The organism is Tahibacter sp. (assembly GCF_032229445.1).
Lineage (GTDB): Bacteria > Pseudomonadota > Gammaproteobacteria > Xanthomonadales > Rhodanobacteraceae > Tahibacter.
This window is the reverse complement of record NZ_JAVTWC010000125.1, coordinates 1-23,689: the sequence shown is the minus strand read 5'-3', so window position 1 is coordinate 23,689 and position 23,689 is coordinate 1. Positions and strand designations below refer to the sequence as shown.

The 23,689-nt window shown below is 61.9% G+C and carries 33 protein-coding genes; 2 read left to right on the top strand and 31 right to left on the bottom strand.

Annotated elements, in window-relative coordinates:
• The first annotated feature begins 140 nt into the window (after nucleotides 1–140).
• Nucleotides 141–1,970, top strand: a complete 1,830-nt coding sequence (typA, locus tag RUU78_RS23500; RefSeq protein WP_313920198.1) for a translational GTPase TypA — start codon at nucleotides 141–143, stop codon at nucleotides 1,968–1,970.
• 76 nt (nucleotides 1,971–2,046) lie between these two features.
• Complete coding sequence (locus RUU78_RS23495) at nucleotides 2,047–2,709, top strand: class I SAM-dependent methyltransferase (protein ID WP_313920197.1); 663 nt, start codon at nucleotides 2,047–2,049, stop codon at nucleotides 2,707–2,709.
• Between the two features lie 166 nt (nucleotides 2,710–2,875).
• Here RUU78_RS23495 and RUU78_RS23490 read toward each other — a convergent pair whose 3' ends face one another.
• The 31 genes from RUU78_RS23490 to rpsJ form a co-directional block, all read right to left on the bottom strand.
• Nucleotides 2,876–4,156 (bottom strand): amidohydrolase family protein, encoded by a 1,281-nt coding sequence (locus RUU78_RS23490; RefSeq protein ID WP_313920196.1) that lies wholly within the window; start codon nucleotides 4,154–4,156, stop codon nucleotides 2,876–2,878.
• Nucleotides 4,156–7,314: an amidohydrolase family protein gene (locus tag RUU78_RS23485; RefSeq protein WP_313920195.1), complete on the bottom strand. Its 3,159-nt coding sequence runs from the start codon at nucleotides 7,312–7,314 to the stop codon at nucleotides 4,156–4,158. The genes RUU78_RS23490 and RUU78_RS23485 overlap by 1 nt, the downstream gene beginning before the upstream one ends.
• 277 nt (nucleotides 7,315–7,591) lie before the next feature.
• Complete coding sequence (locus RUU78_RS23480) at nucleotides 7,592–8,992, bottom strand: 3-deoxy-7-phosphoheptulonate synthase class II (protein WP_313920194.1); 1,401 nt, start codon at nucleotides 8,990–8,992, stop codon at nucleotides 7,592–7,594.
• Between the two features lie 91 nt (nucleotides 8,993–9,083).
• The gene (locus RUU78_RS23475) at nucleotides 9,084–9,605 is read right to left on the bottom strand and encodes a disulfide bond formation protein B (protein ID WP_313920308.1); all 522 of its coding nucleotides are present in this window, start codon (nucleotides 9,603–9,605) and stop codon (nucleotides 9,084–9,086) included.
• A 231-nt stretch (nucleotides 9,606–9,836) separates the two neighbouring features.
• A complete protein-coding gene (gene rplQ, locus RUU78_RS23470) occupies nucleotides 9,837–10,220 on the bottom strand; it encodes a 50S ribosomal protein L17 (RefSeq protein WP_313920193.1) in 384 nt (127 codons plus the stop codon).
• Nucleotides 10,221–10,251: 31 nt separating this feature from the next.
• Entirely contained in the window at nucleotides 10,252–11,247 is a 996-nt protein-coding gene (gene rpoA, locus RUU78_RS23465) for a DNA-directed RNA polymerase subunit alpha (protein ID WP_313920192.1), read from the bottom strand.
• 18 nt (nucleotides 11,248–11,265) lie between these two features.
• Complete coding sequence (gene rpsD, locus RUU78_RS23460) at nucleotides 11,266–11,892, bottom strand: 30S ribosomal protein S4 (RefSeq protein ID WP_313920191.1); 627 nt, start codon at nucleotides 11,890–11,892, stop codon at nucleotides 11,266–11,268.
• Between the two features lie 11 nt (nucleotides 11,893–11,903).
• Nucleotides 11,904–12,296, bottom strand: a complete 393-nt coding sequence (gene rpsK / locus RUU78_RS23455; protein ID WP_133818239.1) for a 30S ribosomal protein S11 — start codon at nucleotides 12,294–12,296, stop codon at nucleotides 11,904–11,906.
• Nucleotides 12,297–12,314: 18 nt separating this feature from the next.
• A complete protein-coding gene (rpsM, locus tag RUU78_RS23450) occupies nucleotides 12,315–12,671 on the bottom strand; it encodes a 30S ribosomal protein S13 (protein WP_313920190.1) in 357 nt (118 codons plus the stop codon).
• Nucleotides 12,672–12,807: 136 nt separating this feature from the next.
• Nucleotides 12,808–14,118, bottom strand: coding sequence for a preprotein translocase subunit SecY (gene secY, locus RUU78_RS23445; RefSeq protein ID WP_313920189.1), 1,311 nt, complete (start codon nucleotides 14,116–14,118; stop codon nucleotides 12,808–12,810).
• 4 nt (nucleotides 14,119–14,122) lie between these two features.
• Nucleotides 14,123–14,557 (bottom strand): 50S ribosomal protein L15, encoded by a 435-nt coding sequence (gene rplO, locus RUU78_RS23440; RefSeq protein ID WP_313920188.1) that lies wholly within the window; start codon nucleotides 14,555–14,557, stop codon nucleotides 14,123–14,125.
• A 25-nt stretch (nucleotides 14,558–14,582) separates the two neighbouring features.
• A complete protein-coding gene (gene rpmD / locus RUU78_RS23435; RefSeq protein ID WP_313920187.1) occupies nucleotides 14,583–14,780 on the bottom strand; it encodes a 50S ribosomal protein L30 in 198 nt (65 codons plus the stop codon).
• A complete protein-coding gene (rpsE, locus tag RUU78_RS23430) occupies nucleotides 14,770–15,282 on the bottom strand; it encodes a 30S ribosomal protein S5 (RefSeq protein ID WP_313920186.1) in 513 nt (170 codons plus the stop codon). The genes rpmD and rpsE overlap by 11 nt, the downstream gene beginning before the upstream one ends.
• Nucleotides 15,283–15,428: 146 nt before the next feature.
• Nucleotides 15,429–15,782 carry a 50S ribosomal protein L18 gene (gene rplR / locus RUU78_RS23425; RefSeq protein WP_313920185.1) on the bottom strand — a complete coding sequence of 118 codons (354 nt, stop codon included), beginning with the start codon at nucleotides 15,780–15,782 and terminating at the stop codon, nucleotides 15,429–15,431.
• A 62-nt stretch (nucleotides 15,783–15,844) separates the two neighbouring features.
• The gene (rplF, locus tag RUU78_RS23420; RefSeq protein ID WP_313920184.1) at nucleotides 15,845–16,372 is read right to left on the bottom strand and encodes a 50S ribosomal protein L6; all 528 of its coding nucleotides are present in this window, start codon (nucleotides 16,370–16,372) and stop codon (nucleotides 15,845–15,847) included.
• A gap of 13 nt (nucleotides 16,373–16,385) precedes the next feature.
• Complete coding sequence (gene rpsH / locus RUU78_RS23415; protein WP_313920183.1) at nucleotides 16,386–16,781, bottom strand: 30S ribosomal protein S8; 396 nt, start codon at nucleotides 16,779–16,781, stop codon at nucleotides 16,386–16,388.
• A gap of 39 nt (nucleotides 16,782–16,820) precedes the next feature.
• On the bottom strand, nucleotides 16,821–17,126 hold the full coding sequence (gene rpsN, locus RUU78_RS23410; protein WP_313920182.1) for a 30S ribosomal protein S14: 306 nt from the start codon (nucleotides 17,124–17,126) through the stop codon (nucleotides 16,821–16,823).
• A 15-nt stretch (nucleotides 17,127–17,141) separates the two neighbouring features.
• The gene (gene rplE / locus RUU78_RS23405) at nucleotides 17,142–17,681 is read right to left on the bottom strand and encodes a 50S ribosomal protein L5 (protein ID WP_313920181.1); all 540 of its coding nucleotides are present in this window, start codon (nucleotides 17,679–17,681) and stop codon (nucleotides 17,142–17,144) included.
• Between the two features lie 11 nt (nucleotides 17,682–17,692).
• Nucleotides 17,693–18,007 (bottom strand): 50S ribosomal protein L24, encoded by a 315-nt coding sequence (rplX, locus tag RUU78_RS23400; RefSeq protein WP_313920180.1) that lies wholly within the window; start codon nucleotides 18,005–18,007, stop codon nucleotides 17,693–17,695.
• A 13-nt stretch (nucleotides 18,008–18,020) separates the two neighbouring features.
• Nucleotides 18,021–18,389 carry a 50S ribosomal protein L14 gene (gene rplN, locus RUU78_RS23395; RefSeq protein WP_255910633.1) on the bottom strand — a complete coding sequence of 123 codons (369 nt, stop codon included), beginning with the start codon at nucleotides 18,387–18,389 and terminating at the stop codon, nucleotides 18,021–18,023.
• A 23-nt stretch (nucleotides 18,390–18,412) separates the two neighbouring features.
• Nucleotides 18,413–18,676, bottom strand: coding sequence for a 30S ribosomal protein S17 (rpsQ, locus tag RUU78_RS23390; protein ID WP_313920179.1), 264 nt, complete (start codon nucleotides 18,674–18,676; stop codon nucleotides 18,413–18,415).
• Between the two features lie 11 nt (nucleotides 18,677–18,687).
• Complete coding sequence (gene rpmC, locus RUU78_RS23385; protein WP_313920178.1) at nucleotides 18,688–18,873, bottom strand: 50S ribosomal protein L29; 186 nt, start codon at nucleotides 18,871–18,873, stop codon at nucleotides 18,688–18,690.
• Nucleotides 18,873–19,286: a 50S ribosomal protein L16 gene (gene rplP / locus RUU78_RS23380; RefSeq protein ID WP_313920177.1), complete on the bottom strand. Its 414-nt coding sequence runs from the start codon at nucleotides 19,284–19,286 to the stop codon at nucleotides 18,873–18,875. Before rplP ends, rpmC begins: the two co-directional genes overlap by 1 nt.
• A 2-nt stretch (nucleotides 19,287–19,288) precedes the next feature.
• Nucleotides 19,289–19,996: a 30S ribosomal protein S3 gene (gene rpsC / locus RUU78_RS23375; protein ID WP_313920176.1), complete on the bottom strand. Its 708-nt coding sequence runs from the start codon at nucleotides 19,994–19,996 to the stop codon at nucleotides 19,289–19,291.
• A gap of 17 nt (nucleotides 19,997–20,013) precedes the next feature.
• Nucleotides 20,014–20,349, bottom strand: coding sequence for a 50S ribosomal protein L22 (gene rplV / locus RUU78_RS23370; protein ID WP_313920175.1), 336 nt, complete (start codon nucleotides 20,347–20,349; stop codon nucleotides 20,014–20,016).
• 11 nt (nucleotides 20,350–20,360) lie between these two features.
• A complete protein-coding gene (rpsS, locus tag RUU78_RS23365) occupies nucleotides 20,361–20,639 on the bottom strand; it encodes a 30S ribosomal protein S19 (RefSeq protein WP_313920174.1) in 279 nt (92 codons plus the stop codon).
• 12 nt (nucleotides 20,640–20,651) lie between these two features.
• Complete coding sequence (gene rplB / locus RUU78_RS23360; RefSeq protein WP_313920173.1) at nucleotides 20,652–21,479, bottom strand: 50S ribosomal protein L2; 828 nt, start codon at nucleotides 21,477–21,479, stop codon at nucleotides 20,652–20,654.
• Between the two features lie 12 nt (nucleotides 21,480–21,491).
• Nucleotides 21,492–21,782, bottom strand: a complete 291-nt coding sequence (rplW, locus tag RUU78_RS23355) for a 50S ribosomal protein L23 (RefSeq protein WP_313920172.1) — start codon at nucleotides 21,780–21,782, stop codon at nucleotides 21,492–21,494.
• The gene (rplD, locus tag RUU78_RS23350) at nucleotides 21,779–22,384 is read right to left on the bottom strand and encodes a 50S ribosomal protein L4 (protein WP_313920171.1); all 606 of its coding nucleotides are present in this window, start codon (nucleotides 22,382–22,384) and stop codon (nucleotides 21,779–21,781) included. The genes rplW and rplD overlap by 4 nt, the downstream gene beginning before the upstream one ends.
• A gap of 11 nt (nucleotides 22,385–22,395) precedes the next feature.
• Nucleotides 22,396–23,037: a 50S ribosomal protein L3 gene (gene rplC / locus RUU78_RS23345; RefSeq protein ID WP_313920170.1), complete on the bottom strand. Its 642-nt coding sequence runs from the start codon at nucleotides 23,035–23,037 to the stop codon at nucleotides 22,396–22,398.
• 33 nt (nucleotides 23,038–23,070) lie between these two features.
• Complete coding sequence (rpsJ, locus tag RUU78_RS23340; RefSeq protein WP_133818261.1) at nucleotides 23,071–23,382, bottom strand: 30S ribosomal protein S10; 312 nt, start codon at nucleotides 23,380–23,382, stop codon at nucleotides 23,071–23,073.
• Nucleotides 23,383–23,689: the final 307 nt, after the last annotated feature.

The window sequence follows — 23,689 nt, the reverse complement described above, 5'->3', positions numbered from 1 at the left end:
TCCGGTGCTGCCTGTGGCCACCACAAGCGGGCCCTTCGCGTCGCCCTGCTGCGACGCCGCAAAAATCGTCGCATTCCAGGGTATAATCCGGCCTCTCTTTCCAAGCCAGAGTCCCTCCGGTCACCGGCGGGCGCATCGCCATGTCCATTGAAAAGCTGCGCAATATCGCCATCGTCGCCCATGTCGACCATGGCAAGACCACCCTCGTCGATCAGTTGCTCAAACAGTCCGATACCCTGGGCGAGCGTGCCGTACTGGCCGACCGCGCCATGGACAGCAACGATCTCGAAAAAGAACGCGGAATCACGATTCTCGCGAAGAACACCGCGATCCGCTGGAAGGACTACCGCATCAACATCGTCGACACGCCGGGCCATGCGGACTTCGGCGGCGAAGTGGAACGCGTACTGTCGATGGTCGACTCGGTGCTGGTGCTCGTCGACGCATTCGACGGCCCCATGCCACAGACGCGTTTCGTCACGCAGAAAGCGTTCCAGATGGGTTTCAAGCCTATCGTCGTGATCAACAAGGTGGACCGTCCCGGCGCGCGTCCCGACTACGTGCTCAATGCCACCTTCGACCTGTTCGACCGCCTCGGTGCGACCGACGAACAGCTCGATTTCCCCGTCGTCTACGCCTCCGGCCTGCAGGGCTATGCAGGATTGGACGACTCGGTGCGCGAAGGCAATATGGACCCGCTGTTCCAGGCCATCCTCGACAAGGTGCCGGTGCCGCAAGTCGATCCGGACGGCCCGTTCCAGATGCGCATCAGCCAGCTCGACTACAACTCCTATGTCGGCGTCATCGGCATCGGCCGGATCCAGCGCGGCAAGGTGAGAACCAACCAGAACGTGGTCATCATCGATCGCGAAGGCAAGAAGAAGCAGGGACGCGTGCTGCAGGTGCTGGGTTTCATGGGCCTGGAGCGCCATGAAGTCGCTGAAGCCGAAGCTGGCGACATCGTCGCGATCAGCGGCATCGAAGGCCTGGGCATCTCCGACACCGTCTGCTCGCCCGACGGCGCCGAAGCGCTGCCTGCGCTGACCGTCGACGAGCCCACGATCAGCATGACCTTCCAGGTGAACAACTCGCCGTTCGCCGGCAAGAAGGAACACTCGGGCGGCAAGTTCCTCACCTCGCGCCAGCTGCGCGACCGCCTGAGCCGCGAGCTGCTGCACAACGTCGCGCTCAAGGTCGAGGACACGGCCGAATCGGAAAAATTCAAGGTTTCCGGACGCGGCGAATTGCATTTGTCGATCCTGATCGAAACCATGCGCCGCGAGGGCTATGAGCTCGCGGTGTCGCGTCCCGAAGTCATCATCAAGCAGATCGACGGCCAGACGATGGAGCCGTACGAACAGCTCGTCGTCGACCTCGAGGAGCCCTACCAGGGCGGCGTCATGCAGCGTCTTGGCGAGCGCAAGGCACAGCTCAAGAACATCGAGCCCGATGGCCGCGGCCGCGTGCGCATGGAATACCTGATCCCGGCACGCGGACTGATCGGCTTCCAGACCGAATTCCGCACGATCACCGCCGGCACCGGCTTGCTGTTCCACGTATTCGATCACTATGGCCCGAAGGCCGACGGTGCCATTGCGGCGCGCCAGAACGGCGTGATGATTTCCAACGGCACCGGCCCTTCGCCCGCCTATGCGCAGTATGCGATGCAGGAACGCGGCCGCCTGCTGATCGACGCGGGCGAGGAAGTCTACGAGGGCCAACTCGTCGGCATCCACGCCAAGGACAACGACCTCACGGTCAACGCCCTGCGCGCCAAGCAGCTGACCAACTTCCGCGCTTCAGGCAAGGACGACGCGCTCGCGCTGACCCCGCCGATCAAGATGTCGCTGGAACAGGCGCTGGAATTCATCGAGGACGACGAACTCGTCGAAGTGACGCCGCTGGCGATCCGCCTGCGCAAGAAGCACCTGACCGAAAACGACCGCAAAAAGAACGCGCGCGCCGCATAAGCGACTAAGCGGTATCGAAACGGCGACCTCAGGGTCGCCGTTTTCGTTTTGGAGCCAGTGAGCCGGGGGCACTGCGATGCGGACGGATGCCGACGACGATGCAGCATGCTACGGCGATGGCTGCGCCGACTTCTACGATGAGATCTACCCACCGCCGTCGCGCACGGCGCTGAGTTGCCTGAAGCGATTGGCAGGTGACGGCCCGCTGCTCGAAGCAGGCGTTGGCACCGGGCGCTACGCATTGCCGTTGGCAGCCCACGGCATTCCCGTGCACGGCATCGACGCATCGGCGGCGATGCTGGCCGTACTTCGACGCAAACCCGGCGCCGCGGCGATCGGCATCACGCTCGGCGATTTCTCCCGCGTCGCCGCGCCCGGCCGGTTCAGTCTGGTCGTCTGCCTTGTCGACACGCTGTCGCTGCTGCCGGATGCGCGGCGACAGGCACAAGCCGTGGCACGCTTCGCCGCAGCGCTGCTCCCGCACGGACATCTGCTGCTGGAAACCACGTTTTCCATGAGCGACGAAGCCACCACTAGAAATGTGGACATCGCTTTGTCGACGCGATCCGGGCTGCGCATGTATCGCGTGCGGCGATCCGCGCTGGACGCCCAGTTGCTCGACGACTGGGCTGCCGACGCGGGGCTGGAGCGGATCGCGCGCTGGCGCGATTGGCGCGGCGAGGACTGGAACGGCGAATGCAGTCCGGCCTTGTCGCTGTATCGCCGGAAAGATCGCTAGAACGCGAGTCGCGATCTAACCCGGATTTCTCACACACGTTCGTCGCGAGGCTCGAGACGAACGTGTGTGAGAAATCCGGGCTGGGGCGTGATGGCCTCGTCGGCCAGGCTCTTTCCCCGATTCAACCATCGACCTCGTCCGGTCCCAGCCTGCTACGGCCGACGCCCTACTTCTTCGGCCTGCCTTCGTACTTGCCGCGGTATTTTTCGTAGAGCCGTGTCTGGCGGTTGGACAGATCGATCTCATGGCCTTGGATCCAGGCGCGCTCCACCTTGGTGAAGTTTTCCAGCGCGTCGCCATCGGCGATGAACAGCGTCGCATCCTTGCCCACGTCGAGGGATCCCAGGCGCTGCTCGACCCCAAGGATTTCCGCCGCGCTCAGCGTGATCGCACGCAACGCGATATCGCGATCGAGCCCGAACGCAACGTAGCTCGCCGCCTGGTACGGCAGGTTGCGCTCGTTCGACGAGCCTGATTCGTTCGCGATCGCCAGCCGCACGCCGGCAGCGGCGAGCTTTCCCGCAGCGGCATAGACCGTGTCGTACGACTCCCAGCGCCGCAGCGGCAAGTTATGCGAAGAGCCGAGGATCACCGGAATATCGCGCGCCTTCAGCGTCGTGGCGAAGCGCCAGGCGTCCATGCCGCCGACGAGCACGAGACGAACCTGTTCACGCTCGGCGAAAGCCAAGGTGTCGCGAATCTGCACCGCATCGTCGGCATGTACGAACAGCGGCTGCTTTCGGTCGAGCACGGGCATCAGCGCGTCCCAGCGCAGGTCGCTGACCGTCGCAACTGACTTTTGCCGCGAGATGCGGTAGGCGCGCGCTTCGCGAAACGCGGTGTCGATCGCCAGGAGTTTCTTGCGCAGCGATTCGGTGGCCTTTTCCTGCGCCTGTGGCGGCATCCACGGCGGTACGCGCGCGGTCGGCCAGAACAGGTGCACGCCGACCGGATCGGCCAGCCGCATCTGCTCCCAGGTCCAGCCGTCGGGCTTGATCAAAGCCGATTGGCCAGTCAGCAAGCCGTCTCCGCTAGCGCGCGGCACCACATGCACCGTCAGCACGCCATTGGCGCGCGCGACGGCTATCTGTTCGCTGTCGGCATCGATCGCGATCAGCGCGCGCGCGCTGGGATTGATCGTGCCCGCTTCGGCGAAATCCAACGTCGCGCGTACAGCATCGATCTCGCTGAGGCCGAGCAGGCTGTCCGCGGCGATCAGCCCCGGATAGATGCGCTTGCCGTCGAGCACGATGCGCTGCGCGTCCGGGTTGGCATCGACGCGCACGCCGAGCGCGGCGATCTTGCCGTCGCGGATCAGCAACTCACCGCGTTCGATCACGCCGTGGCTGACGGTGTGCAGGTCCGCACCGGTAAGTACGAGGTCGGCCGCGCCAGCTTGCACACAAGAAAGCAAAGCGGCAAAAGCTACAAAACCGATACGCTTCATCAGTGCGCCTCCTGCGCCGAACAGGTATTCACCGGTTCACTGTCGTGGTACGGGCCGCGCAGGTTGGCGTAGTGCACGGCATCCATATCGGCCAGTTCGCCAGCCGGGGTTTCAGTCGGCTTGTCGCCTTCTTTCTTGTCGCCGTCTTTCTTGTCTTTCTTGGCCAGTGCCTTGATGCGTTCGGGCAGGGCCTTGGCGATCAGACGTTCGCGCTCTGCATTGATGCGGGCTCGCTCGGCCAGGTCTTCGCCGCGGTCGAAATATTTGCGTCCGTCGATCCAGGTCTGCTCCGGACGCGCGAATGCCGACAGCGGGTTCGCGCTCCAGAGCACGAAATCGGCGTCCTTGCCTGCCTCCAGCGAACCGACCTTCTCCGCTACACGCAATTGCCTGGCTGGGTTCAGCGTCACGAGGTTCAGCGCATCCGTTTCACTGAAACCGCCATATTTGATGGCCTTCGCAGCCTCGGTGTTGAGGTGGCGGATCAGTTCGTCGGAATCGGAATTGAAGCTCGCAACCACGCCCTGGGACTGCAGCAACGCCGCATTGTGTGGAATGGCGTCCTGCACTTCCATCTTGTAGGCCCACCAGTCACTGAAACCCGAGGCGCCCGCGCCCAGCTCGGCCAGCACGTCGGCGACCTTGTAGCCTTCGAGAATGTGCTGGAACACGGGCACGATCCTGAAACGTTGAGCCATGCGCGCAAACGCGAGGATCTCGTCCTGGCGATAACTGTGGATATGCACGATGCGCTTGCCGGCCAGAACTTCGGCCAGCGCATCCAGACGCAGATCGCGACGCAGCGGCGCGGTGTTCTTGCGCGGCCTGGCCCGCCGATCGGCATAGTCCTGCGCGGCCAGGAAGCTATCGAGGTCGATCTGCTCCACCCCCATGCGTGTCTGTGGATAGCGCTGGTTGAATTGCGGGCCCCAGTTGGCCTGCTTGACGTTTTCCCCCAGCGCGAACTTGATCGTCCCCGGCGCCGCGGCGAAACGCAGTCCGTCAGCGTCGCCCCCCCAACGCAGCTTGATCACCTGACCTTGCCCGCCGATGGGGTTGGCCGAACCGTGCAGCAATTGCGCGGTGGTGACTCCGCCGGCGAGCGCGCGGTAGATGCTCATGTCGGTGGGGTCAATCACGTCACCCACGCGCACTTCGCTGGTCACCGCGTGAGTGCCCTCGTTGACGCCCTTGGCCACGGCCATGTGCGAGTGCGTATCGATGACGCCGGGTGTGATGTGCTTGCCGCGTGCGTCGATCTCGATCGCGCCGGCGGACACCTTGAGATCGCGGCCGACGGCAACGATGCGGCCGTCGGCGATAGCGAGATCGGCATCATCGAGCCGGCCCTGCGCAGATTGCGTCCAGACCGTCGCATGGCGCAAAACGATGTTCTGAACTTTGGGTAATTGTGCGCGACCGAATTCACCTGCCGGGAAGCGCGCTTCGACCGGCGGCAGCGCCGGCACGGATGGCGGCTTCGCCACAACACGGGGTTGGCGGGCGCTCTGTACCGCGCTGACCTTGAACTCGCGCTCGCCGTCGACGAGACCACGCCCCTCGGCGCCACCACTGCGCAGCTCGAGACTGATCAGATAGCGCTCGGCACGCTGGCCGAGCAGCGATCCTGGCGGATACAGCGTCAGATGACGTCCGCTGTAAACCGCCGGAAAACTCTGGTCGCCGGCCTTGGCGCTCAGATCGCCGATGTCGCCGCTGATTTCGAGCGCGGTCGGCCCGCTCAACCCGGTCCAGCGCAATTCCCAGTTGCCGCGCGGATCCGGCGCGCCGCTGTCGAGCAGCACATAGCGCTGGCCGTCGATCCAGGATTCGTAGATACGTGCCTTGTCGGAGCGGAACAGGTCGCCGTCGGCAACAACCAGCTGCGCCGCCTTGCCGGGTTCGAGACTGCCGAGCTGCGCGCTCAGTCCCAGCATTGCCGCCGGCTGCACAGTCAGTGCGGCGAGCGCGTACTGCTCATCGAGGCCGCTCGCGACCGCCTTGCGCAACTGGCTCCAGAATTGATCCTCGGGGTTCTTCAGGCCCGCAGCCGTCAGCGCGAACGGAATACCGGCGTCGGCCAGCCTGCGGGCGTTGAAGGGCGCCGCCTCCCAGTGCTCCAGATCCGACAGTGCGATTTCGAGCGCACGCTCGGGGTCTTCCACGAGCGGCGCCTCAGCAAAGTTCAGCGGCACGATCACCGGCACCGCGGCGTTCTTGAGGCGCGCGATCTCGCGGTATTCGCGACCATTGCCTTCGATGACGAGCTTGAGCTTGAACTCGTTCGCGATCTCCAGCACACGTGCGTAGTCGAGTTCGTCCGCAGCGGCGAACACCACGGTCTGGCGCGAGGCCAGACTGTCCTGCAGGGCATCCAGCGCGAGGTTGGCCTGATTGCGCGGCGAACCGGCGTTCTTCGCCGACCACGCCAGATAGTCGCGCTGCCAGGCAGCGTCGTACCAGGTCTGGCGGACCAGCGCGATTGATCCCATCAGCGAGGCGGGATATTCCGCCGACGGATAACGGCTGAATTCGAACGCGAGATGCTGGGCCACGCGCGGCCTGAGCAGCACGTCATTGAGGCGAGGCGAATCCGCAAGACTCAGCAGTGCGCTCTGGCCACGGAACACGCCCTTGTCCGGCGCACTGAGCACGCTCGTGAAACCGAGCTTGCGCAGCGCTTCGGCTTTTTTTGGATCGGGCTGCAACTGCTGCGACAGGTCGCGCTCTGGCCGCACCTTGTTGTTCCAGTGGCGGGCACCTTGCTGCGGCGTCGGCGTGTACGGCACGGCGACCGCGGGCGGCATGCTTGCGGGGGTACCGTCGGCGGTCTGCGCGTAGTTGCTGTCCGCGTCGATGAAACCGGCGAAGACGGTCTTCCCGCCGAGATCGATGGCCAGCGCACCGTCCGGCACCACGCCGGACTCGCCCGCAGATACGATGACGCCATCGCGCATCACGAGCGTGCCGTCGTCAACGACGACCCCCGGCTTGATGACCAGCCGCGCGTGCGTCAGCGCAATCAGGCCCGGCGTGTTGTCGCGCAATCCTTCGATCGGATCAATACCGGGCAGCTGCGCTGCCGTGACCCAGCCTGCAGCTCCGGTGCAGATTACGCCTGCGATCACTGCCCACAGACGCCGTCGTGTCGTCGCCATCCCTGTCATCCCCATGCAAGCCGGCAAACCGCGAGCATAGCGACCTGGCCGCTTGAGACACAGGACGAAAGTCATGGTTGCGACGCAGGTCTATGCCGCCGCTCCTATCGTCGCGGGAGCGACGTCAACGGAATTGGCTGATTGGTGATGCGGTGCCTTGCAGTACGCCCTCTCTGGCGAGCGGGCAAGCGGCCCGCCGGCTTTCCTCCCGCTTCCGACACCGGGCGAGGCAACACAGATTCGTGCTTGCTACCCGCATGCCGTTCCAGGCCGTGCTTCAGTTCCCGGCTGGCGTCACCGGCGCGGACTGGGTCTGCTTGCGCACGATGAGCATGGCCATCTCGATCGACTGTTCGTAGTTGAGACGAGGATCGACGTTCGACCTGTAAGCGCGCGCGAGATCCGTTTCGGTCAGGTCGCGCGCGCCTCCGAGGCACTCGGTCACGTTTTCGCCGGTCAGTTCCAGGTGGACACCGCCCAGGCGCGTGCCGCACGCCGCATGAATGTCGAAGGCGCGATCGAGTTCATTGCGGATATTCTCGAAGCGGCGCGTCTTGATGCCCGACGAGGTCGCCTCGGTGTTTCCATGCATCGGATCGCAGCTCCACAGCACGCGTGCGCCTTCGGCCTTGACCGCCTCGACCAGTGCCGGCAGGTGCTGCTCGATCTTCTCGGCGCCCATCCGGTGCAGCAAGGTCAGGCGGCCTGGTTCGTTGTCCGGGTTCAGCGTCGCGACCAGTCGCTTGAGCTGGTCCGGCTTGACCGAGGGTCCGATCTTGACCGCGATCGGATTGCGGATGCCGCGGAAATATTCCACATGCGCGCCGTCAACGTCGGCTGTACGCATGCCGATCCAGGGGAAATGCGTCGAGAGGTTGAACCAGCCCCACTGGCGCGGTACCTGTCGCGTCTGTGCCTGTTCGTAGTGCAGTACCAGCGCCTCGTGCGAGGTGTAGAAATCCACGCGCGAGAAGCTGCCGATCGGCGCACCGTGGAGCGTTTCCATGAAACGCAGCGAATCGCCGATGGACTCAACCATGCGGCGGTACTCGTTCATCAGCGGCGAGTACCGGACCCAGTCGAGGTCCCAGTACTCGGGATGATGCAGATCGGCAAAACCCCCGTCGATCAGGGCGCGCACGAAATTCATCGTCAGCGCCGAATGCGAATGGCCTTCGACCAGACGCTGCGGATCGGGACGACGCGCGGTCGACGAAAACTCGAGCGCGTTGACGATGTCGCCGCGGTAACAGGGCAAGGTCACGCCGTCGCGGGTTTCCGTATCGGCCGAACGCGGCTTGGCGTACTGCCCGGCAAAGCGGCCCACGCGAACGACCGGCAGCTTGAGGCCGTGCGTGAGCACGAGACTCATCTGCAGCAGTACTTTCAACCGGTTCGAAATGAGCGCCGACGAGCAGTCGTCGAAACTCTCGGCGCAGTCACCGCCCTGCAGCAGAAAACGGCGCCCCTCCTGCGCTTCGGCGATCTGCTTTCGCAGTGCGATGACCTCCCACGACGTCACCAACGGAGGCAGTGCACGTAGCTTGGCCAGGGCGCGCTCTAGCTCCGCCGCGTCGGAATAGCTGGGCTGCTGCACGGATGGGCGGGACTGCCAGGACGAGGGGCTCCAGTCCTTGGCTTCGCGCACGGGATGGATATGGCGCTCGATCTGACTCATGACACGGCCTTGCTGCAATGCGGAAAACGATCTTGCCACACCGCCACGACGACGCAAGCGCATGAGCGCCGACGTCGACGCATATGGCGATTTACCGTAACGACGCGTACGTGCGAGGCGGCTTGCGCCAGCCGGCGATCAACGCAAACACGGTCAGAGCCACGAACCAGACCACGCACCAGGCCGGCATCGACAAGCCGAGAAACTCCCAGTCGATTTTCGCGCATTCCCCCGAGCCGGTCAGAACCTTGCGCAAGGTTTCCATGAGCGGAAACGCATCGAGCATGTAGTTCAAGCCAGGTCCACATGCCGGCACCTCGTCGGCCGGCAGCGTGGTCAGCCAGACATGGCGCCCTGCTATGAGCGCTCCGAGGACACCGCCGATGCTCACGAGTAAGGCGTAGAGCTTGCGTCCAATCGCACGCGGGCCGTGCAGCGCACCAAGCAGGAAAAACACACCCATCGCAAAGAACGCGACTCGCTGAAGGATGCAAAGAGGACACGGATCCTTGCCGAGCTGGAACTGGGCAAAGAACGCGTAACCCAGCAGCGCGGCGACACAGATCGCGCCGAACAGATATTGGATGCGGAACGACCACGCAAATGGATTCAGTTTCATGGGATCGGTGACTCTCCTCCGAAGTGGGCGCATGCGACAAACCACAAGTATCGGCGCACTGGCGGATGGACCGCCAGCGTCGCGGAAAGTGCCGGCGTTGCGGTGGTTGGCTACTCTGCTACGACAGGGCGTGCAGCACTGACCCGACGGCTCAATGCGCGGCGCGCGCGCACGAAAAAGCCCGGGCTGTCACCAGCCCGGGCTCAGGTCTAACAGGTGCTGCGATTACTCGGCCGCTTCGGCTGCCGCGACCGGACGGTCGACCAGCTCGACATACGCCATCGGCGCGTTGTCACCCGCGCGGAAACCACACTTCAGGATGCGTAGATAGCCGCCTTTGCGCTCGCGGTAACGCGGACCAAGATCGACGAACAGCTTGCCGACAGCGACCTTGTCGCGCAGACGCGCGAAAGCCAGACGACGATTGGCAACGCCATCGGTCTTGGCCAGCGTGATCAGGGGCTCAGCAACGCGACGCAGTTCCTTCGCCTTGGGCAACGTGGTCTTGATCAGCTCATGCTTGAACAGCGACGAAGCCATGTTCTTGAACATAGCTTCGCGGTGGCTGCTGGTCCGGTTGAGCTTACGGCCCGATTTCATGTGACGCATGGTCGTATTTCCTTCGTGATCCCAGCCGGGATCAGCCCATCATGCCGTGGGTCAAACCCATCGGCGGCCAGTTCTCAAGCTTCATGCCGAGCGACAAGCCACGCGCACCCAGCACGTCCTTGATCTCGGTGAGCGACTTCTTGCCCAGGTTCGGCGTCTTGAGCAGTTCGACTTCCGTCTTCTGCACCAGATCGCCAATGTAATAAATGCTCTCGGCTTTGAGGCAATTGGCCGAACGCACGGTCAGTTCCAGATCGTCGATCGGACGCAGCAGCAACGGATCGATACCGCCCTTTTCCGCCTTGGTATCGGCACTTTCACGACGCGTGAAGTCACCGAATACCGATAGCTGGTCCTGCACGATTTCAGCAGCCTTGCGGACGGCGTCTTCGGCATCGATCGTGCCGTTCGTCTCGACATCCAGCACGAGCTTGTCAAGATCGGTACGCTGTTCGACGCGGGCGGCATCGACTTCGTACGCAACGCGGCGTACCGGACAGAATGACGCATCGAGCTGCAGACGACCGATTGGACGCGACTCTTCTTCCGGCAGACGACGCGCCGTAGCCGGCTGGTAGCCGACACCGCGAACGATCTTGAGCCGCATGTTGAGCGTGATGTCCTTGGTCAAATGGCAGATCACGTGTTCGGGATTCACGATCTCGACATTGTGATCGACCTTGATGTCGCCGGCGGTGACGACACCCTTGCCCTTGCGGGACAGACTCAGCGTCGCCTCGTCCTGACCGTGCATGCGGATCGCGACGTCCTTGAGGTTGAGCAGGACTTCGATCACGTCCTCCTGCAAACCTTCCAGCGTCGTATATTCATGCAGCACGCCATCGATCTCGACTTCGGTGATGGCCGCGCCTGGGATGGACGAAAGCAGCACGCGACGCAACGCGTTGCCGAGCGTGTGGCCGAAACCGCGTTCAAGCGGCTCGACAATCACCTTGGCGCGATTAGCGCCGACGCGCTCCACGCCAATACCGCGGGCGCGCAGAACGGTGGTAGACGAATGGGCCATGTACCCGACTCTCCAGAATTACTTCGAATAAAGTTCGACGATCAGCGCTTCGTTGATGTCGGAGGGCAGATCCGAGCGCTCCGGCACCGACTTGAACAGACCGCTGAACTTCTTCGCATCGACTTCGACCCAGTTCGGCGCCAGATCCATCTCTTGGGAGAGGGTCAGGGCTTCCTGGATGCGCAGCTGTGCGCGAGAGTTCTCGCTGATCGTGATCTGGTCGCCGGCCTTGACCTGGAATGAAGCCAGGTTGACCTTCTTGCCGTTGACTTCGATCGCCTTGTGCGAAACGAGCTGACGTGCCTGAGTGCGGGTAACCGCAAAACCCATGCGGAAGACGACGTTGTCGAGACGCTGTTCAAGCATCTGGAGCAGCGACTCGCCGGTGTTGCCCTTCTTGCGCGACGCCTTGGTGTAGTAGCTACGGAACTGACGTTCCAGCAATCCGTAGATCCGCTTGACCTTCTGCTTCTCACGCAACTGCACGGCGTAGTCAGACAGCTTGCCCTTGCGGGCCGCGCCGTGCTGACCGGGCTTCTGCTCGAGCTTGCACTTGGAGTCGAGCGCACGAGCGGGGCTCTTGAGACTGAGGTCAGCGCCTTCGCGACGCGCCAGCTTGCAGGTGGGACCGATATAACGTGCCATTTCGGAGCTCCTTACACGCGGCGACGCTTGGGCGGACGACAGCCGTTATGCGGAATCGGCGTGACGTCAATGATGTTGGTGACCTTGTATCCCAGCGCGTTCAACGAGCGCACGGCCGATTCGCGACCCGGGCCTGGACCCTTGATGCGAACCTCCAAAGTCTTCAGGCCGTAATCGAGTGCAGCGCGGCCAGCCTTCTCGGCGGCCACCTGCGCGGCGAACGGAGTCGACTTGCGCGAACCGCGAAAGCCCGCGCCACCCGAGGTCGCCCAGGACAACGCATTGCCCTGGCGGTCGGTAATTGTGATGACGGTGTTATTGAAGGAGGCCTGCACATGCACGATACCGTCGGTAACGACACGCTTGATCTTCTTCTTGGTCTTGCCTGCTGCCGGCTTATTCATGAGTTCTGTCCGAATCCATTACTTCTTGATCGCGCGACGCGGACCCTTGCGGGTGCGGGCGTTGGTGCGGGTACGCTGACCGCGCACGGGCAGACCACGACGATGACGCAGACCGCGATAGCAGCCCAGATCGATCAGGCGCTTGATGCTCATGCCCACTTCGCGGCGTAGATCGCCTTCGACCGTGTACTTGGCGATCTCATGGCGCAGCTTTTCGACTTCCGCCTCGGTCAAGTCCTTGATCTTGGCGGACGATTTGACACCGGTGGATTCGCAAACTTTCTTCGACCGCGAGCGGCCGATGCCGTAAATACTCTGCAAACCGACCCAGACATGCTTCTGGACCGGCAGGTTGACACCTGCAATGCGCGCCATCTAAATCTCTCCGAAACGGGCTTAAAGCGCAGTGAACTGAAAATTGTACCTTGATTCGCGGGTTTTGACAAATCCCGCCACAGAGCAAGCTCCGAGGTAACCCCTATGCCCCGCATTCACGCGAGGACTACACGACTCAACGGCCGCGCAAATTCGATTTCTTCAACAAGCTGCCGTACTGGTGCGACACCAGATGAGCCTGAACCTGCGCGGTGAAATCCATCACCACGACGACCACGATCAGGAGCGAGGTACCGCCGAAATAGAACGGTACGTTCCAGGCGTTGCGCAGAATGTCGGGAATCAGACAGACGGCAACCAGGTAAACCGCGCCAGCCGCCGTGAGGTGGGTCAATACACGATCGATGTAGTCGGCCGTGGACTTGCCCGGACGAATTCCCGGAATGAGAGCACCCTGCTTCTTCAGGTTGTCCGCTGTTTCCTGCGAATTGAACACCAGCGCCGTATAGAAGAAAGCGAAGACCACGATCAACACCGCGAACACGATCATGTATATCGGCTGGCCGGGCGTAAGGCCCGTGGTCAGTATCTGCAGCCAGCGCACCTCACCGGACTGGCTGAACCAGGTTGCGGCAGTAGCCGGAAACATGATCAGCGAAGAAGCGAAGATCGCCGGGATGACGCCGGACATATTGAGTTTCAGCGGCAGATGCGAGCTCTGGTTCATGTAGGCCTTCGCCCCGCCCATGCGCCGCGCATAGTTCACCGTAATGCGACGTTGTCCGCGTTCGACGAAAACCACGAACGCCGTCACCAGGAGCACGATGGCGAGAACCGTAATGACCATCAGCGGATTGAGCTGGCCTTCGCGTGCCATGTTGAGCGTGTGCACGACGGCGCCCGGCAACCCAGCGACGATGCCCGCGAAGATAAGCAGCGAAATACCGTTTCCGATACCGCGCTCGGTGATCTGCTCACCCAGCCACATCAGGAACATCGTGCCCGCGGTCAAACCGACCACCGCGGCGAAAACGAAGCCAGGGCCAGGGTTGTAGACCACACCCGCCTGACCAGACAGCGCAACAGAAACACCAAAAGCCTGAAACGCCGCCAAGCCCAGCGCACCGAAGCGCGTGTACTTGGTAATCGTACGACGACCCGATTCGCCTTCCTTTCGCAACTGCGCGAGGCTGGGAACCACCGTCGTGAACAGTTGCACGATGATCGACGCCGAAATGTACGGCACGACGTTCAAGGCGAAGATCGACATGCGTTCCAGCGCACCGCCGGAAAACATGTTGAACATATCCAGGATACCGCCCTGCTGTTCAATCAGGCGGGTCATGGCTTCAGGGTTGACGCCCGGGACCGGTATAAAAGTGCCGAGGCGATAGACGATCAACGCGCCGATCACAAACAGGATGCGCTGCTTGATCTCGGCGAACTTGCCGAGCGAAGCGAGCGCATTGGCCTGGTTGGCTGCCATGGAATTACTCCGTGCTACCGCCGGCTGCCTCGATCGCGGCCTTGGCGCCGGCGGTGACCGCCAGCCCCTTCAGCTTGACCGCGCGCTTGATGTCGCCTTTCTTCACGATCTTGGCGTGCTTGGCGCGGGCCTCAACGAGACCAGCAGCGCGCAACACCTCGAAATCGATCACATCGACGTTGAGCGAATCCAGCTTGTAGAGCAGCACTTCGCTGACTTCGTGAGCCGTCTTCGAGCGGAAGCCGACCTTGGGGAGACGGCGTTGCAGCGGCATCTGACCGCCTTCGAAACCAGCCTTGACCTTGCCTTTGCCACTGCGGGCAAACTGACCCTTGTGACCACGGCCAGCGGTCTTGCCGAGACCGGAACCGATACCGCGGCCTACGCGAACACGATCCTTGCGGGCACCGGCGGCAGGCTTGAGCGTATTGAGACGCATGATGTACTCCGAATTCCTAAAGGGCTCAGGCCTGGTTTTCCACGGCTACCAGGTAGTAGACCGTGTTGATGAGGCCACGCACCTGCGGGCTGTCCTTCAGCTCGCGCACGTCGTTGATCCTGCTCAGGCCCAGGGCCTTAACGCTCAACCGATGCCGCGCCTGTACGCCGCGCAAGCCTTTCACAAGGCGCACGCGCACGGTCTTTTCAGTGTTATTCGCCATGACCAGTCACCTCAGCAACGCTCTTGCCACGCTTGGCGGCGATGCGATCGGGCGAGGCCATCGCGGCCAAACCCTTGATCGTCGCGCGAACGAGATTGATCGGGTTGCGCGAACCGACGGCCTTAGCCAACACGTTCTTGACGCCGACCACTTCGAGCACGGCGCGCATCGCGCCGCCGGCAATCACGCCGGTACCGGCCGATGCCGGCTGCATGTATACCTTGGCGGCGCCATGGTTCGCCTTGACCGCATGCCACAAAGTACCGTCGTTGAGCTTGACGTTGGTCATGTTGCGGCGCGCGCGCTCCATCGCCTTCTGGATGGCGACCGGGACTTCACGCGCCTTGCCATAACCGAAGCCAACCTTTCCATCGCCATCACCGACGACCGTCAATGCGGTGAAGCTCATCTGCCGACCGCCCTTGACCGTTTTGGCCACGCGGTTCACGGCGATCAGCTTTTCCAGCATGCCGTCGCTATTTTCACGTTCGTTAGAAGACATAGTGCACCTTGGTGGTCTCGACGGAGCGAGACACGTTGCTTACGGCCTGGGCCGCTTGGAGTTGTGTTGTTTCTGCCGTGCTACGAGCGGCAATCAAACTGAGGACGTCGATCCGATTCCCAAGTGCCGTCGTACCAGGCTGGTGCTTAGAACTTGAGGCCAGCTTCACGGGCCGCATCGGCCAGTGCCTGAATGCGACCGTGATACTTGAAGCCCGAGCGGTCAAACGCGACCGCTTCGATGCCGGCAGCCCTGGCGCGTTCAGCGATCGCCTTGCCGACAGCAGCAGCGGCGGCTTTGTTCTTGGTGCCCTTGAGACCTTCGGCGACCGAGTCCTGCAGGGTAGACGCCGCTGCAATGACCTTGTCGCCCGAGGGCGCGATGACCTGCGCGTAGATATGCTGGCCAGTGCGATGCACGGTCAGACGCGCGATTGCCAGGGTGCGGATGCGTGCGCGCGTCGATTTGGCGCGACGCAGGCGGGAAACATTCTTGTCCATCGTCATTCTCCGAAGCTGAAGGATATTGGAGAAGCCCGACGTGACGCCGGGCTTTCACGCAATTAGGCCTTCTTGGCTTCCTTCAAGGTGATCTTTTCGCCGGAGTAACGCACGCCCTTGCCCTTGTAGGGCTCCGGCGGACGGAAACCGCGGATCTTGGCGGCAGCCTGGCCGACAGCCTGCTTGTCCGCACCCTTGATCAGGATCTCGGTCTGGCTCGGTGTTTCCAGAGCGACGCCTTCAGGCGCCTTGAACACGACCGGATGCGAGAAGCCGAGCGTCAAACTCAGATCCTTGCCCTGCATCGCGGCGCGGTAACCGACGCCGACGAGTTCAAGCTTACGCACATATCCTTCGCTGACACCCTTGACCATGTTGTTGATCACGGCGCGGGCAGTGCCGGCGAGCTTGTCGTTATCCGCCGAAACGGGCCTGCACTGCAGTTCGCCATCGTTCAGAGCAATATCGACACCTGGAAAAGCGACCGACTTCAGCGTGCCCTTGGGACCTTTCACGGTGACGCCATCGGCGGCCACCTGGCATTCGACACCTTTCGGCAGGGCAATCGGCAATTTTGCTACGCGGGACATTGGCTATCTCCTTTTAGGCGACCAGGCCGATGACTTCGCCGCCCAGGCCCTTGGCCCGTGCCTGCGCATCGGTCATGACGCCACTGGACGTCGAAACGATGGAGATGCCCAGACCATTCAGCACCTTGGGCAATGCGTCCTTGCCGCGGTATACGCGCAGGCCGGAACGCGACACGCGCTCCAGACGCTCGATGACCGGCTTGCCCTCGTAATACTTCAGGGCGATCTCGAGCTCCGGCTTGCCTTCGACAGCGTTAACCTGCGCGTCGCGGATATAGCCTTCGTCTTTCAGCAGCTTGGCCAGGGCCAGCTTGATCTTCGATGACGGCATGCGCACCGTCGCCTTGCCCGTGAGCTGGGCATTGCGAATACGGGTAAACATGTCGGCGATGGGATCAGTCATGCTCATTGCAGTGAATCCTTAAGTTAGCACCGATATCCGCTGGGGCTACCAGCTGGCTTTACGCAGTCCGGGCACGTCGCCACGCATGGTCGCCTCACGCAGCTTGTTGCGGCCGAGGCCGAACTTGCGGTAGACGCCACGGCTGCGGCCGGTCAATACACAACGGTTGCGCTGACGCGATTCACTCGAGTCGCGCGGGAGCTTCTGCAGCTTGGCCGAAGCGTCCATCTTGTCTTCATACGAGGCTGTCGGGCTGCTGATGATCTTCTTCAGCTCGACGCGCTTCGTGGCGTGCTTCTTGGCCAGCTTCTCGCGCTTCACTTCGCGATTCACCATGCAGGTCTTTGCCATTTCGGAATCCTTGGATCAGTTGCGGAACGGGAAGCTGAAGGCTTCCAACAGGGCGCGGGCTTCTTCGTCACTCTTCGCGGTAGTCGCGATCGAAATGTCCATGCCGCGCATGGCGTCGACCTGGTCGAAATCGATTTCCGGGAAGATGATCTGTTCCTTGATCCCCATGTTGTAGTTGCCACGGCCGTCGAAGGCGCGGCCCGAGACTCCACGGAAGTCGCGGACGCGCGGCAGCGCGACGCTGACCAGGCGGTCCAGGAATTCGAACATGTGGGCACGACGCAGGGTAACCTTGCAGCCGATCGGCCAGCCTTCGCGGATCTTGAACGAAGCGACGGAAACGCGCGCCTTGGTCGTGACCGGCTTCTGACCGGCGATCTTGCTCATGTCGTCCAGCGCGTTCTCAAGCACCTTCTTATTGCCGACAGCTTCGCCCACGCCCATGTTCAGCGTGATCTTGGTCAGGCGAGGTACCTGCATGATGTTGGCGTAGCCGAAGCGTTCCATCAGCTTGGGCACGACGACATCTTTGTAATGTTTTTGGAAGCGGGTCATTGCGGCAATCCTCAGACGTCAACCATTTCGCCGGACTTGCGGAACACGCGCACCTTGCGACCGTCCTCGAGGACTTTGTAGCTGACGCGTTCACCCTTGCCCGTCGCCGGATTGACCAGCTGCACGTTGGAATTATGGATGGAGGCCTCACGCTCGACGATGCCACCCGGCTGGTTCGCCTGCGGATTCGGCTTAGTGTGGCGCTTGATCAGATTCAAGCCGGCAACGACAACGCGATCTTCCGCGATGCGCAGCACTTCGCCCGACTGGCCCTTGTTCTTGCCTGTGATCACGATGACGCGATCACCTTTGCGGATACGATTCATGGCGGAAACCCCGTTACAGCACTTCGGGCGCGAGCGAGACGATCTTCATGAACTTCTCGCCACGCAGTTCACGCGTGACCGGTCCGAAGATGCGCGTGCCGATCGGCTCGAGCTTGTTGTTGAGCAGCACGGCGGCGTTGCCGTCGAAACGGATCAGCGAACCATCGGCGCGACGCACGCCCTTCTTGGTGCGTACTACGACCGCGTCGTAAACCTCGCCTTTCTTCACCTTGCCACGGGGAATTGCGTCCTTGACCGTGACTTTGATGATGTCGCCGATCGCAGCGTAGCGACGCTTGGATCCGCCGAGCACTTTGATACACATCAGTTCGCGCGCACCCGAGTTGTCGGCGGCGGCGAGATAGGTCTGCATCTGAATCATTATTGTTTCTCCTCAGACCTGCCTTACTGCGCGGCGCGGGTGACGATCTCGACCACGCGGAAGTTCTTGGTCTTGGACAACGGCGCGCATTCCTGGATGCGGACGACGTCGCCTTCCTGACACTCGCTCTTCTCGTCGTGGGCGTGATACTTGGTGGAGCGACGGATGATCTTGCCGTACAGCTCATGCTGCACCTGGCGCTCGACCAGTACGGTCACGGTCTTGTTCATCTTGTTGCTGACCACGCGCCCCTGGATGGTGCGGACAGCCTTTTCGGTATCGGTCATGGCGTCGGTCCTTACTTCTTCTGGCCGAGCAGCATCTTGACCGTCGCGATCTCGCGACGAACGCGCTTGATCTCGTGCGTCTGGGTCAGCTGGCCGGAGCCTTTTTGCATGCGCAGCTTGAACTGCTCGTTACGCAGTTCGACGACGTGAGCCGTGAGATCCTGCGCGGACTTGGTACGAAGTTCTTTCAGTTCCATCACAGCACCGTCCGGGTCACGAATTGAGTCTTGACCGAGAGCTTGGCAGCAGCGAGGCGGAACGCTTCGCGGGCGGCGGCTTCATCGACACCTTCGATTTCGTACAACATGCGGCCGGGCTGGATCGGTGCGACCCAGTACTCCACATTGCCCTTGCCGGCGCCCATGCGGACTTCGATCGGCTTCTTCGTGATCGGCTTGTCCGGGAACACGCGGATCCAAAGCTTGCCACCACGCTTGACGAAACGGGTGATGCAGCGACGGGCGGCTTCGATCTGACGCGAGGTCAGCTGGCCGAATTCGGTGGACTTCAGGCCATACTCGCCGAAGCTCACCTTATTCGCGACGAAGCTCAGGCCATCGTTGCGGCCCTTAAATACCTTGCGGTACTTGGTACGCTTGGGTTGCAACATGATCAGGCTCCTTGCTTCGGCGCGCGGCGCTGCGGACGCTCTTCGCTCGCCTCAGCCTTGGCAGCTTCAGCCGCCTGAGCCAAGTCGAAGATCTCGCCCTTGTAGACCCACACCTTGATGCCGATGATGCCGTAGGTGGTGGATGCTTCCGCGAAGCCATAGTCGATGTCGGCGCGCAGGGTGTGCAGCGGCACACGGCCTTCGCGATACCATTCCGAACGGGCGATTTCCGCGCCATTCAAACGGCCGGCAACGTTGACCTTGATGCCCAGCGCTCCGATACGCATCGCGTTCTGCACCGCACGCTTCATGGCGCGACGGAACATGATGCGACGCTCGAGCTGCTGAGCAATCGACTCGGCAACGAGCTGGGCATCGAGTTCGGGCTTGCGCACTTCGGTCACGTTGATATGAGCGGGAACGCCCATGATCGTCGAGACCTCCTTGCGCAGCTTCTCGATGTCTTCGCCCTTCTTGCCGATCACCACGCCCGGACGAGCGGTGTGGATCGTCACGCGCGCCGTCTTGGCCGGACGCTCGATCAGGATCTTGCTGATGCCAGCCTGCGCGAGCTTCTTCTTCAGAACCTCGCGCACCTTGAGATCAGCGGCCAGGTAGCCGGCGAAATCGCGCTTGTTGGCATACCACTTGGAGTTCCAGTCCTTGGCGATGCCAAGGCGGATACCGGTAGGATGAACTTTGTGACCCATCGTTCTAAGTCCTTCGCTTAACTGCCGGTACCGACAACCACAGTGATGTGGCTGGTCCGCTTGATGATGCGCGTGCCGCGGCCCTTGGCGCGGGCGGCGAAACGCTTCAGGGTCGGGCCTTCGTCGACGAAGATCTTGGCGACCTTCAATTCGTCGACATCGGCACCGTCGTTGTTTTCGGCGTTGGCGATAGCCGACAGCAGCAACTTCTTGACGAGGTGTGCGGCCTTCTTATCGCTGAACGTGAGCAGATTGGTGGCACGGTCGACCGGCATGCCGCGGACCTGATCAGCGACCAGGCGGACCTTCTGCGGTGAAATGCGCGCGCCGCGCAGGATTGCTTTGGTTTCCATCGCAGTGCCCCTTACTTCTTGTCGGCTTTCTTGTCGCCGGAATGACCCTTGAACGTACGGGTCATGGCGAACTCGCCGAGCTTGTGGCCGACCATGTTTTCGTTGACCAGCACCGGGATGTGGGCCTTGCCGTTATGAACGGCAATCGTGAGACCGACCATATCCGGAAGGATCATCGAACGGCGCGACCAGGTCTTGATCGGGCGCTTGTTGTTTGCGGCAGCAGCGGCCTCCACCTTCTTTTGCAGGTGCAGGTCGATGAACGGGCCTTTCTTCAGTGAACGAGCCATGATAAGTACCTATCAGCTGCGACGATCGCGCACGATGAACTGGGAAGTGCGCTTGTTCTTGCGCGTCTTGTAACCCTTGGTCGGCATGCCCCAGGGCGAGACCGGGTGGGGATTACCCTGCCCGGCGCGAGCTTCACCACCACCATGCGGGTGATCGACCGGGTTCATGGCAGCGCCGCGAACGGTCGGGCGAACACCGCGCCAACGCTGAGCACCAGCCTTGCCGATGTTCTCGAGGTTGTGCTCGGAGTTGCCGACTTCGCCGAGGGTAGCGACACAGTCAGCCGGAACCTTACGCATCTCGCCCGAGCGCAGACGCAGCGTGGCGTAACCGCCTTCGCGTGCAACCAGCTGAGCGGATCCACCGGCGGCACGCGCAATCTGCGCACCCTTGCCAGGCTTCATTTCGATGCAATGCACCGTCGAACCGACCGGTATGTTCCGCAGCGGCAGCGAGTTGCCGACCTTGATCGGGGCGTCGCGACCAGCCATCAGCTGATCGCCTTCCTTCACGCCCTTCGGAGCAATGATGTAGCGACGCTCGCCGTCGGCATAGCACAGCAGTGCGATATGCGCGGTGCGGTTCGGATCGTACTCCAGACGTTCTACGCGCGCAGGAATGCCCTCCTTGTCGCGCTTGAAGTCGATGAGGCGGTAATGCTGCTTGGAACCACCGCCCTTGTGGCGGGTGGTGATGCGACCGTTATTATTGCGGCCGCCAGTCTTGTTCTGCGCTTCGGTCAGGGCTGCATACGGCGAACCTTTGTGCAGGCCCGGCGTAACCACGCGAACCATCGCGCGGCGTCCAGCAGAAGTCGGCTTGTAATCAATCAGTGCCATTGGTTTCCCACCTTAAGCCTTGGCCGTTACGTCGATGCTCTGACCTTCGGCAAGGCGGACATAGGCCTTGCGCTGGTCGGAACGACGGCCCGAGCGTTGACGGAAGGTCTTGGTCTTGCCTTTGGCATTGACCACATTGACCGCCTCGACTGTGACGCTGAACAGCTGCTCGACAGCGGCCTTCACGTCTGCTTTGGTCGCGGTCGACGCGACTTCAAACACATACTGGTTGGACTCGGCGAGACGCGCGGTTTTTTCCGAAATGCGCGGCGCACGAATCGTATTCAGGAGACGCTCGTTCATGCCAGCCACTCCTCGATCTTCTTCACCGCCTCGACCGTCACCACGACATGATCGGCTCGCACGAGAGCGACCGGGTTCAGGGCATTGGTGTCGACGACTTCGAGCACTCTGTGGTTGTTGCGCGCGGCGAGATACAGGTTCTCACTGACGCTTTCGCTGACAATGATCGTTTTGCCGGTGAACTTCATCTCACCGAGTTTGGCGATCAGGCCTTGTGTCTTGGGCGCGTCGACGTCGAACTCGGACACGACCTGGAGGCGATCCTGGCGGATCAACTCGGACAAGATCGAGGCGAGTGCGCCGCGAAACATTTTCTTATTGACTTTCTGCGAGAAGTCGCGCGGCTTGGCAGCAAACGTAACGCCACCGCCGACGAAGATCGGAGCACGGTAGTCGCCATGACGTGCGCCGCCGCCCTTCTGCTTCTTGAACTTCTTGGTGGTGCCCGACACTTCCGAGCGCGACAACTGCGCCTTGGTGCCTGCACGACCAGCGTTGCGATAGGCCGTTACGACCTGGTGCACAAGGTCACCGCGAAATTCCTTGCCAAAGACGGCATCGGAAACGTTCAGCGGCGAAGCACCGATAACATTGAGTTCCATGGCGTCGCTCCTCAGGCCTTGGCGGCCGCGCGGATGATGACGTCGCCGCCGGTCGAACCCGGCACCGCGCCCTTAACGGCGATCAGGTGACGTTCGGTATCGATCTGCACGACTTCGAGATTCATGGCCGAACGCGTGACGTTGCCCATGTGGCCGGACATCTTCTTACCGGGAAACACGCGACCCGGCGTCTGACGCTGACCGATAGAACCCGGAGAACGGTGCGACAGCGAATTGCCGTGCGTCGCATCGCCCATGGTGAAGTTCCAGCGCTTGATAGTGCCCTGGAAACCTTTGCCCTTGCTGACGCCCTGCACGTCGATCTTCTGACCGACCTTGAAAACCTCATCGGCTTTCACTTCGCCACCGACATTGAAGCCACCGATCTCGGCAGCGTCGACGCGAAATTCCCACAGACCGCGGCCAGCTTCGACCTTGGCCTTGGCGTAATGACCTGCGCTGGGCTTGTTCACCAGCGAAGCACGCTTGCTGCCCGCAGTAACCTGCACCGCGTTATAGCCGTCGTTCTCAACCGTCTTAATCTGGGTGACGCGATTCGGCGTTGCTTCAATCAGCGTCACCGGGATCGAGCGACCATCTTCGGTGAAGACTCGGCTCATGCCGCATTTGCGGCCAACCAATCCGATACTCATGTTCGTGTCCTGTTGCCTGTGTTACGCCCGGACTCAGTAAAGCTTGATCTGCACGTCCACGCCGGCGGCGAGGTCGAGCTTCATCAGGGCATCCACGGTCTTGTCATTGGGATCGACAATATCCAGCACGCGCTTGTGGGTGCGCGTCTCGTACTGATCACGCGCGTCCTTGTCGACGTGCGGCGATGTGAGAACGGTGTAACGCTCGATCTTAGTCGGCAGCGGAATGGGACCACGCACCTGGGCGCCAGTACGCTTCGCAGTCTCCACGATTTCGCTCGCGGAGCGGTCGATCAGGCGATGATCGAATGCCTTCAGTCGAATACGGATCTTTTGGTCCGCCATGGCCGAAATCCTTCAGTAAAAGAGCGACGGGAGTGGGCAACTTCGTGTGCCTGTCCCCAAAAAATCGGGCGGACCAGAAAACTGGTCCGCCCAGACAAGAAAGTGTAGTACGCGCAAAGCCGCCCGTCAAGCGGGCTCGATACGCGACGACTCCGTGTCTGGCGAACACGAGGCACTTCCTGTGCCTCTTTTCGCTGTAGGGGCTGCTCCGCTCTTAACGGAGCAGCAAATACCGCTTTGTATTACGCAAAAATCTTGGCGACGACGCCGGCGCCGACGGTACGGCCGCCTTCGCGGATCGCGAAAC

Coding starts and splice junctions, on each gene's coding strand:
- typA (WP_313920198.1), top strand. CDS start 141: ATGTCCATTGAAAAGCTGCGCAATATCGCCATCGTCGCCCATGTCGAC.
- rpsD (WP_313920191.1), bottom strand. CDS start 11,892: ATGGCACGTTATATCGGTCCCACCTGCAAGCTGGCGCGTCGCGAAGGC.
- rpsC (WP_313920176.1), bottom strand. CDS start 19,996: ATGGGTCACAAAGTTCATCCTACCGGTATCCGCCTTGGCATCGCCAAG.
- rpsS (WP_313920174.1), bottom strand. CDS start 20,639: ATGGCTCGTTCACTGAAGAAAGGCCCGTTCATCGACCTGCACCTGCAA.
- rplQ (WP_313920193.1), bottom strand. CDS start 10,220: ATGCGTCACATGAAATCGGGCCGTAAGCTCAACCGGACCAGCAGCCAC.
- rplX (WP_313920180.1), bottom strand. CDS start 18,007: ATGAATCGTATCCGCAAAGGTGATCGCGTCATCGTGATCACAGGCAAG.
- rplF (WP_313920184.1), bottom strand. CDS start 16,372: ATGTCCCGCGTAGCAAAATTGCCGATTGCCCTGCCGAAAGGTGTCGAA.
- secY (WP_313920189.1), bottom strand. CDS start 14,118: ATGGCAGCCAACCAGGCCAATGCGCTCGCTTCGCTCGGCAAGTTCGCC.
- rplC (WP_313920170.1), bottom strand. CDS start 23,037: ATGAGTATCGGATTGGTTGGCCGCAAATGCGGCATGAGCCGAGTCTTC.
- rplR (WP_313920185.1), bottom strand. CDS start 15,782: ATGGACAAGAATGTTTCCCGCCTGCGTCGCGCCAAATCGACGCGCGCA.
- rpoA (WP_313920192.1), bottom strand. CDS start 11,247: ATGGCCCATTCGTCTACCACCGTTCTGCGCGCCCGCGGTATTGGCGTG.
- rpmC (WP_313920178.1), bottom strand. CDS start 18,873: ATGGAACTGAAAGAACTTCGTACCAAGTCCGCGCAGGATCTCACGGCT.
- rpsJ (WP_133818261.1), bottom strand. CDS start 23,382: ATGGCGGACCAAAAGATCCGTATTCGACTGAAGGCATTCGATCATCGC.
- rplD (WP_313920171.1), bottom strand. CDS start 22,384: ATGGAACTCAATGTTATCGGTGCTTCGCCGCTGAACGTTTCCGATGCC.
- rplV (WP_313920175.1), bottom strand. CDS start 20,349: ATGGAAACCAAAGCAATCCTGCGCGGCGCGCGCATTTCACCGCAGAAG.
- rpsE (WP_313920186.1), bottom strand. CDS start 15,282: ATGTCTTCTAACGAACGTGAAAATAGCGACGGCATGCTGGAAAAGCTG.
- RUU78_RS23490 (WP_313920196.1), bottom strand. CDS start 4,156: ATGAAGCGTATCGGTTTTGTAGCTTTTGCCGCTTTGCTTTCTTGTGTG.
- rplE (WP_313920181.1), bottom strand. CDS start 17,681: ATGACCCGCTTCCAAAAACATTACAAAGATGTCGTCGTGCCCAAGCTG.
- RUU78_RS23485 (WP_313920195.1), bottom strand. CDS start 7,314: ATGGCGACGACACGACGGCGTCTGTGGGCAGTGATCGCAGGCGTAATC.
- RUU78_RS23480 (WP_313920194.1), bottom strand. CDS start 8,992: ATGAGTCAGATCGAGCGCCATATCCATCCCGTGCGCGAAGCCAAGGAC.
- rpsM (WP_313920190.1), bottom strand. CDS start 12,671: ATGGCGCGCATTGCAGGTGTCAACCTGCCGGTCCAGAAGCATGTCTGG.
- rplW (WP_313920172.1), bottom strand. CDS start 21,782: ATGAACGAGCGTCTCCTGAATACGATTCGTGCGCCGCGCATTTCGGAA.
- rplO (WP_313920188.1), bottom strand. CDS start 14,557: ATGCGTCTCAATACGCTCAAGCCTGCCGCCGGTGCCCGCAAGGATCGT.
- rpmD (WP_313920187.1), bottom strand. CDS start 14,780: ATGGCGAATAACACTGAAAAGACCGTGCGCGTGCGCCTTGTGAAAGGC.
- RUU78_RS23495 (WP_313920197.1), top strand. CDS start 2,047: ATGCGGACGGATGCCGACGACGATGCAGCATGCTACGGCGATGGCTGC.
- rplN (WP_255910633.1), bottom strand. CDS start 18,389: ATGATTCAGATGCAGACCTATCTCGCCGCCGCCGACAACTCGGGTGCG.
- rpsQ (WP_313920179.1), bottom strand. CDS start 18,676: ATGACCGATACCGAAAAGGCTGTCCGCACCATCCAGGGGCGCGTGGTC.
- rpsN (WP_313920182.1), bottom strand. CDS start 17,126: ATGGCAAAGACCTGCATGGTGAATCGCGAAGTGAAGCGCGAGAAGCTG.
- rplP (WP_313920177.1), bottom strand. CDS start 19,286: ATGTTGCAACCCAAGCGTACCAAGTACCGCAAGGTATTTAAGGGCCGC.
- rplB (WP_313920173.1), bottom strand. CDS start 21,479: ATGGCACTGATTGATTACAAGCCGACTTCTGCTGGACGCCGCGCGATG.
- rpsK (WP_133818239.1), bottom strand. CDS start 12,296: ATGAATAAGCCGGCAGCAGGCAAGACCAAGAAGAAGATCAAGCGTGTC.
- rpsH (WP_313920183.1), bottom strand. CDS start 16,781: ATGAGCATGACTGATCCCATCGCCGACATGTTTACCCGTATTCGCAAT.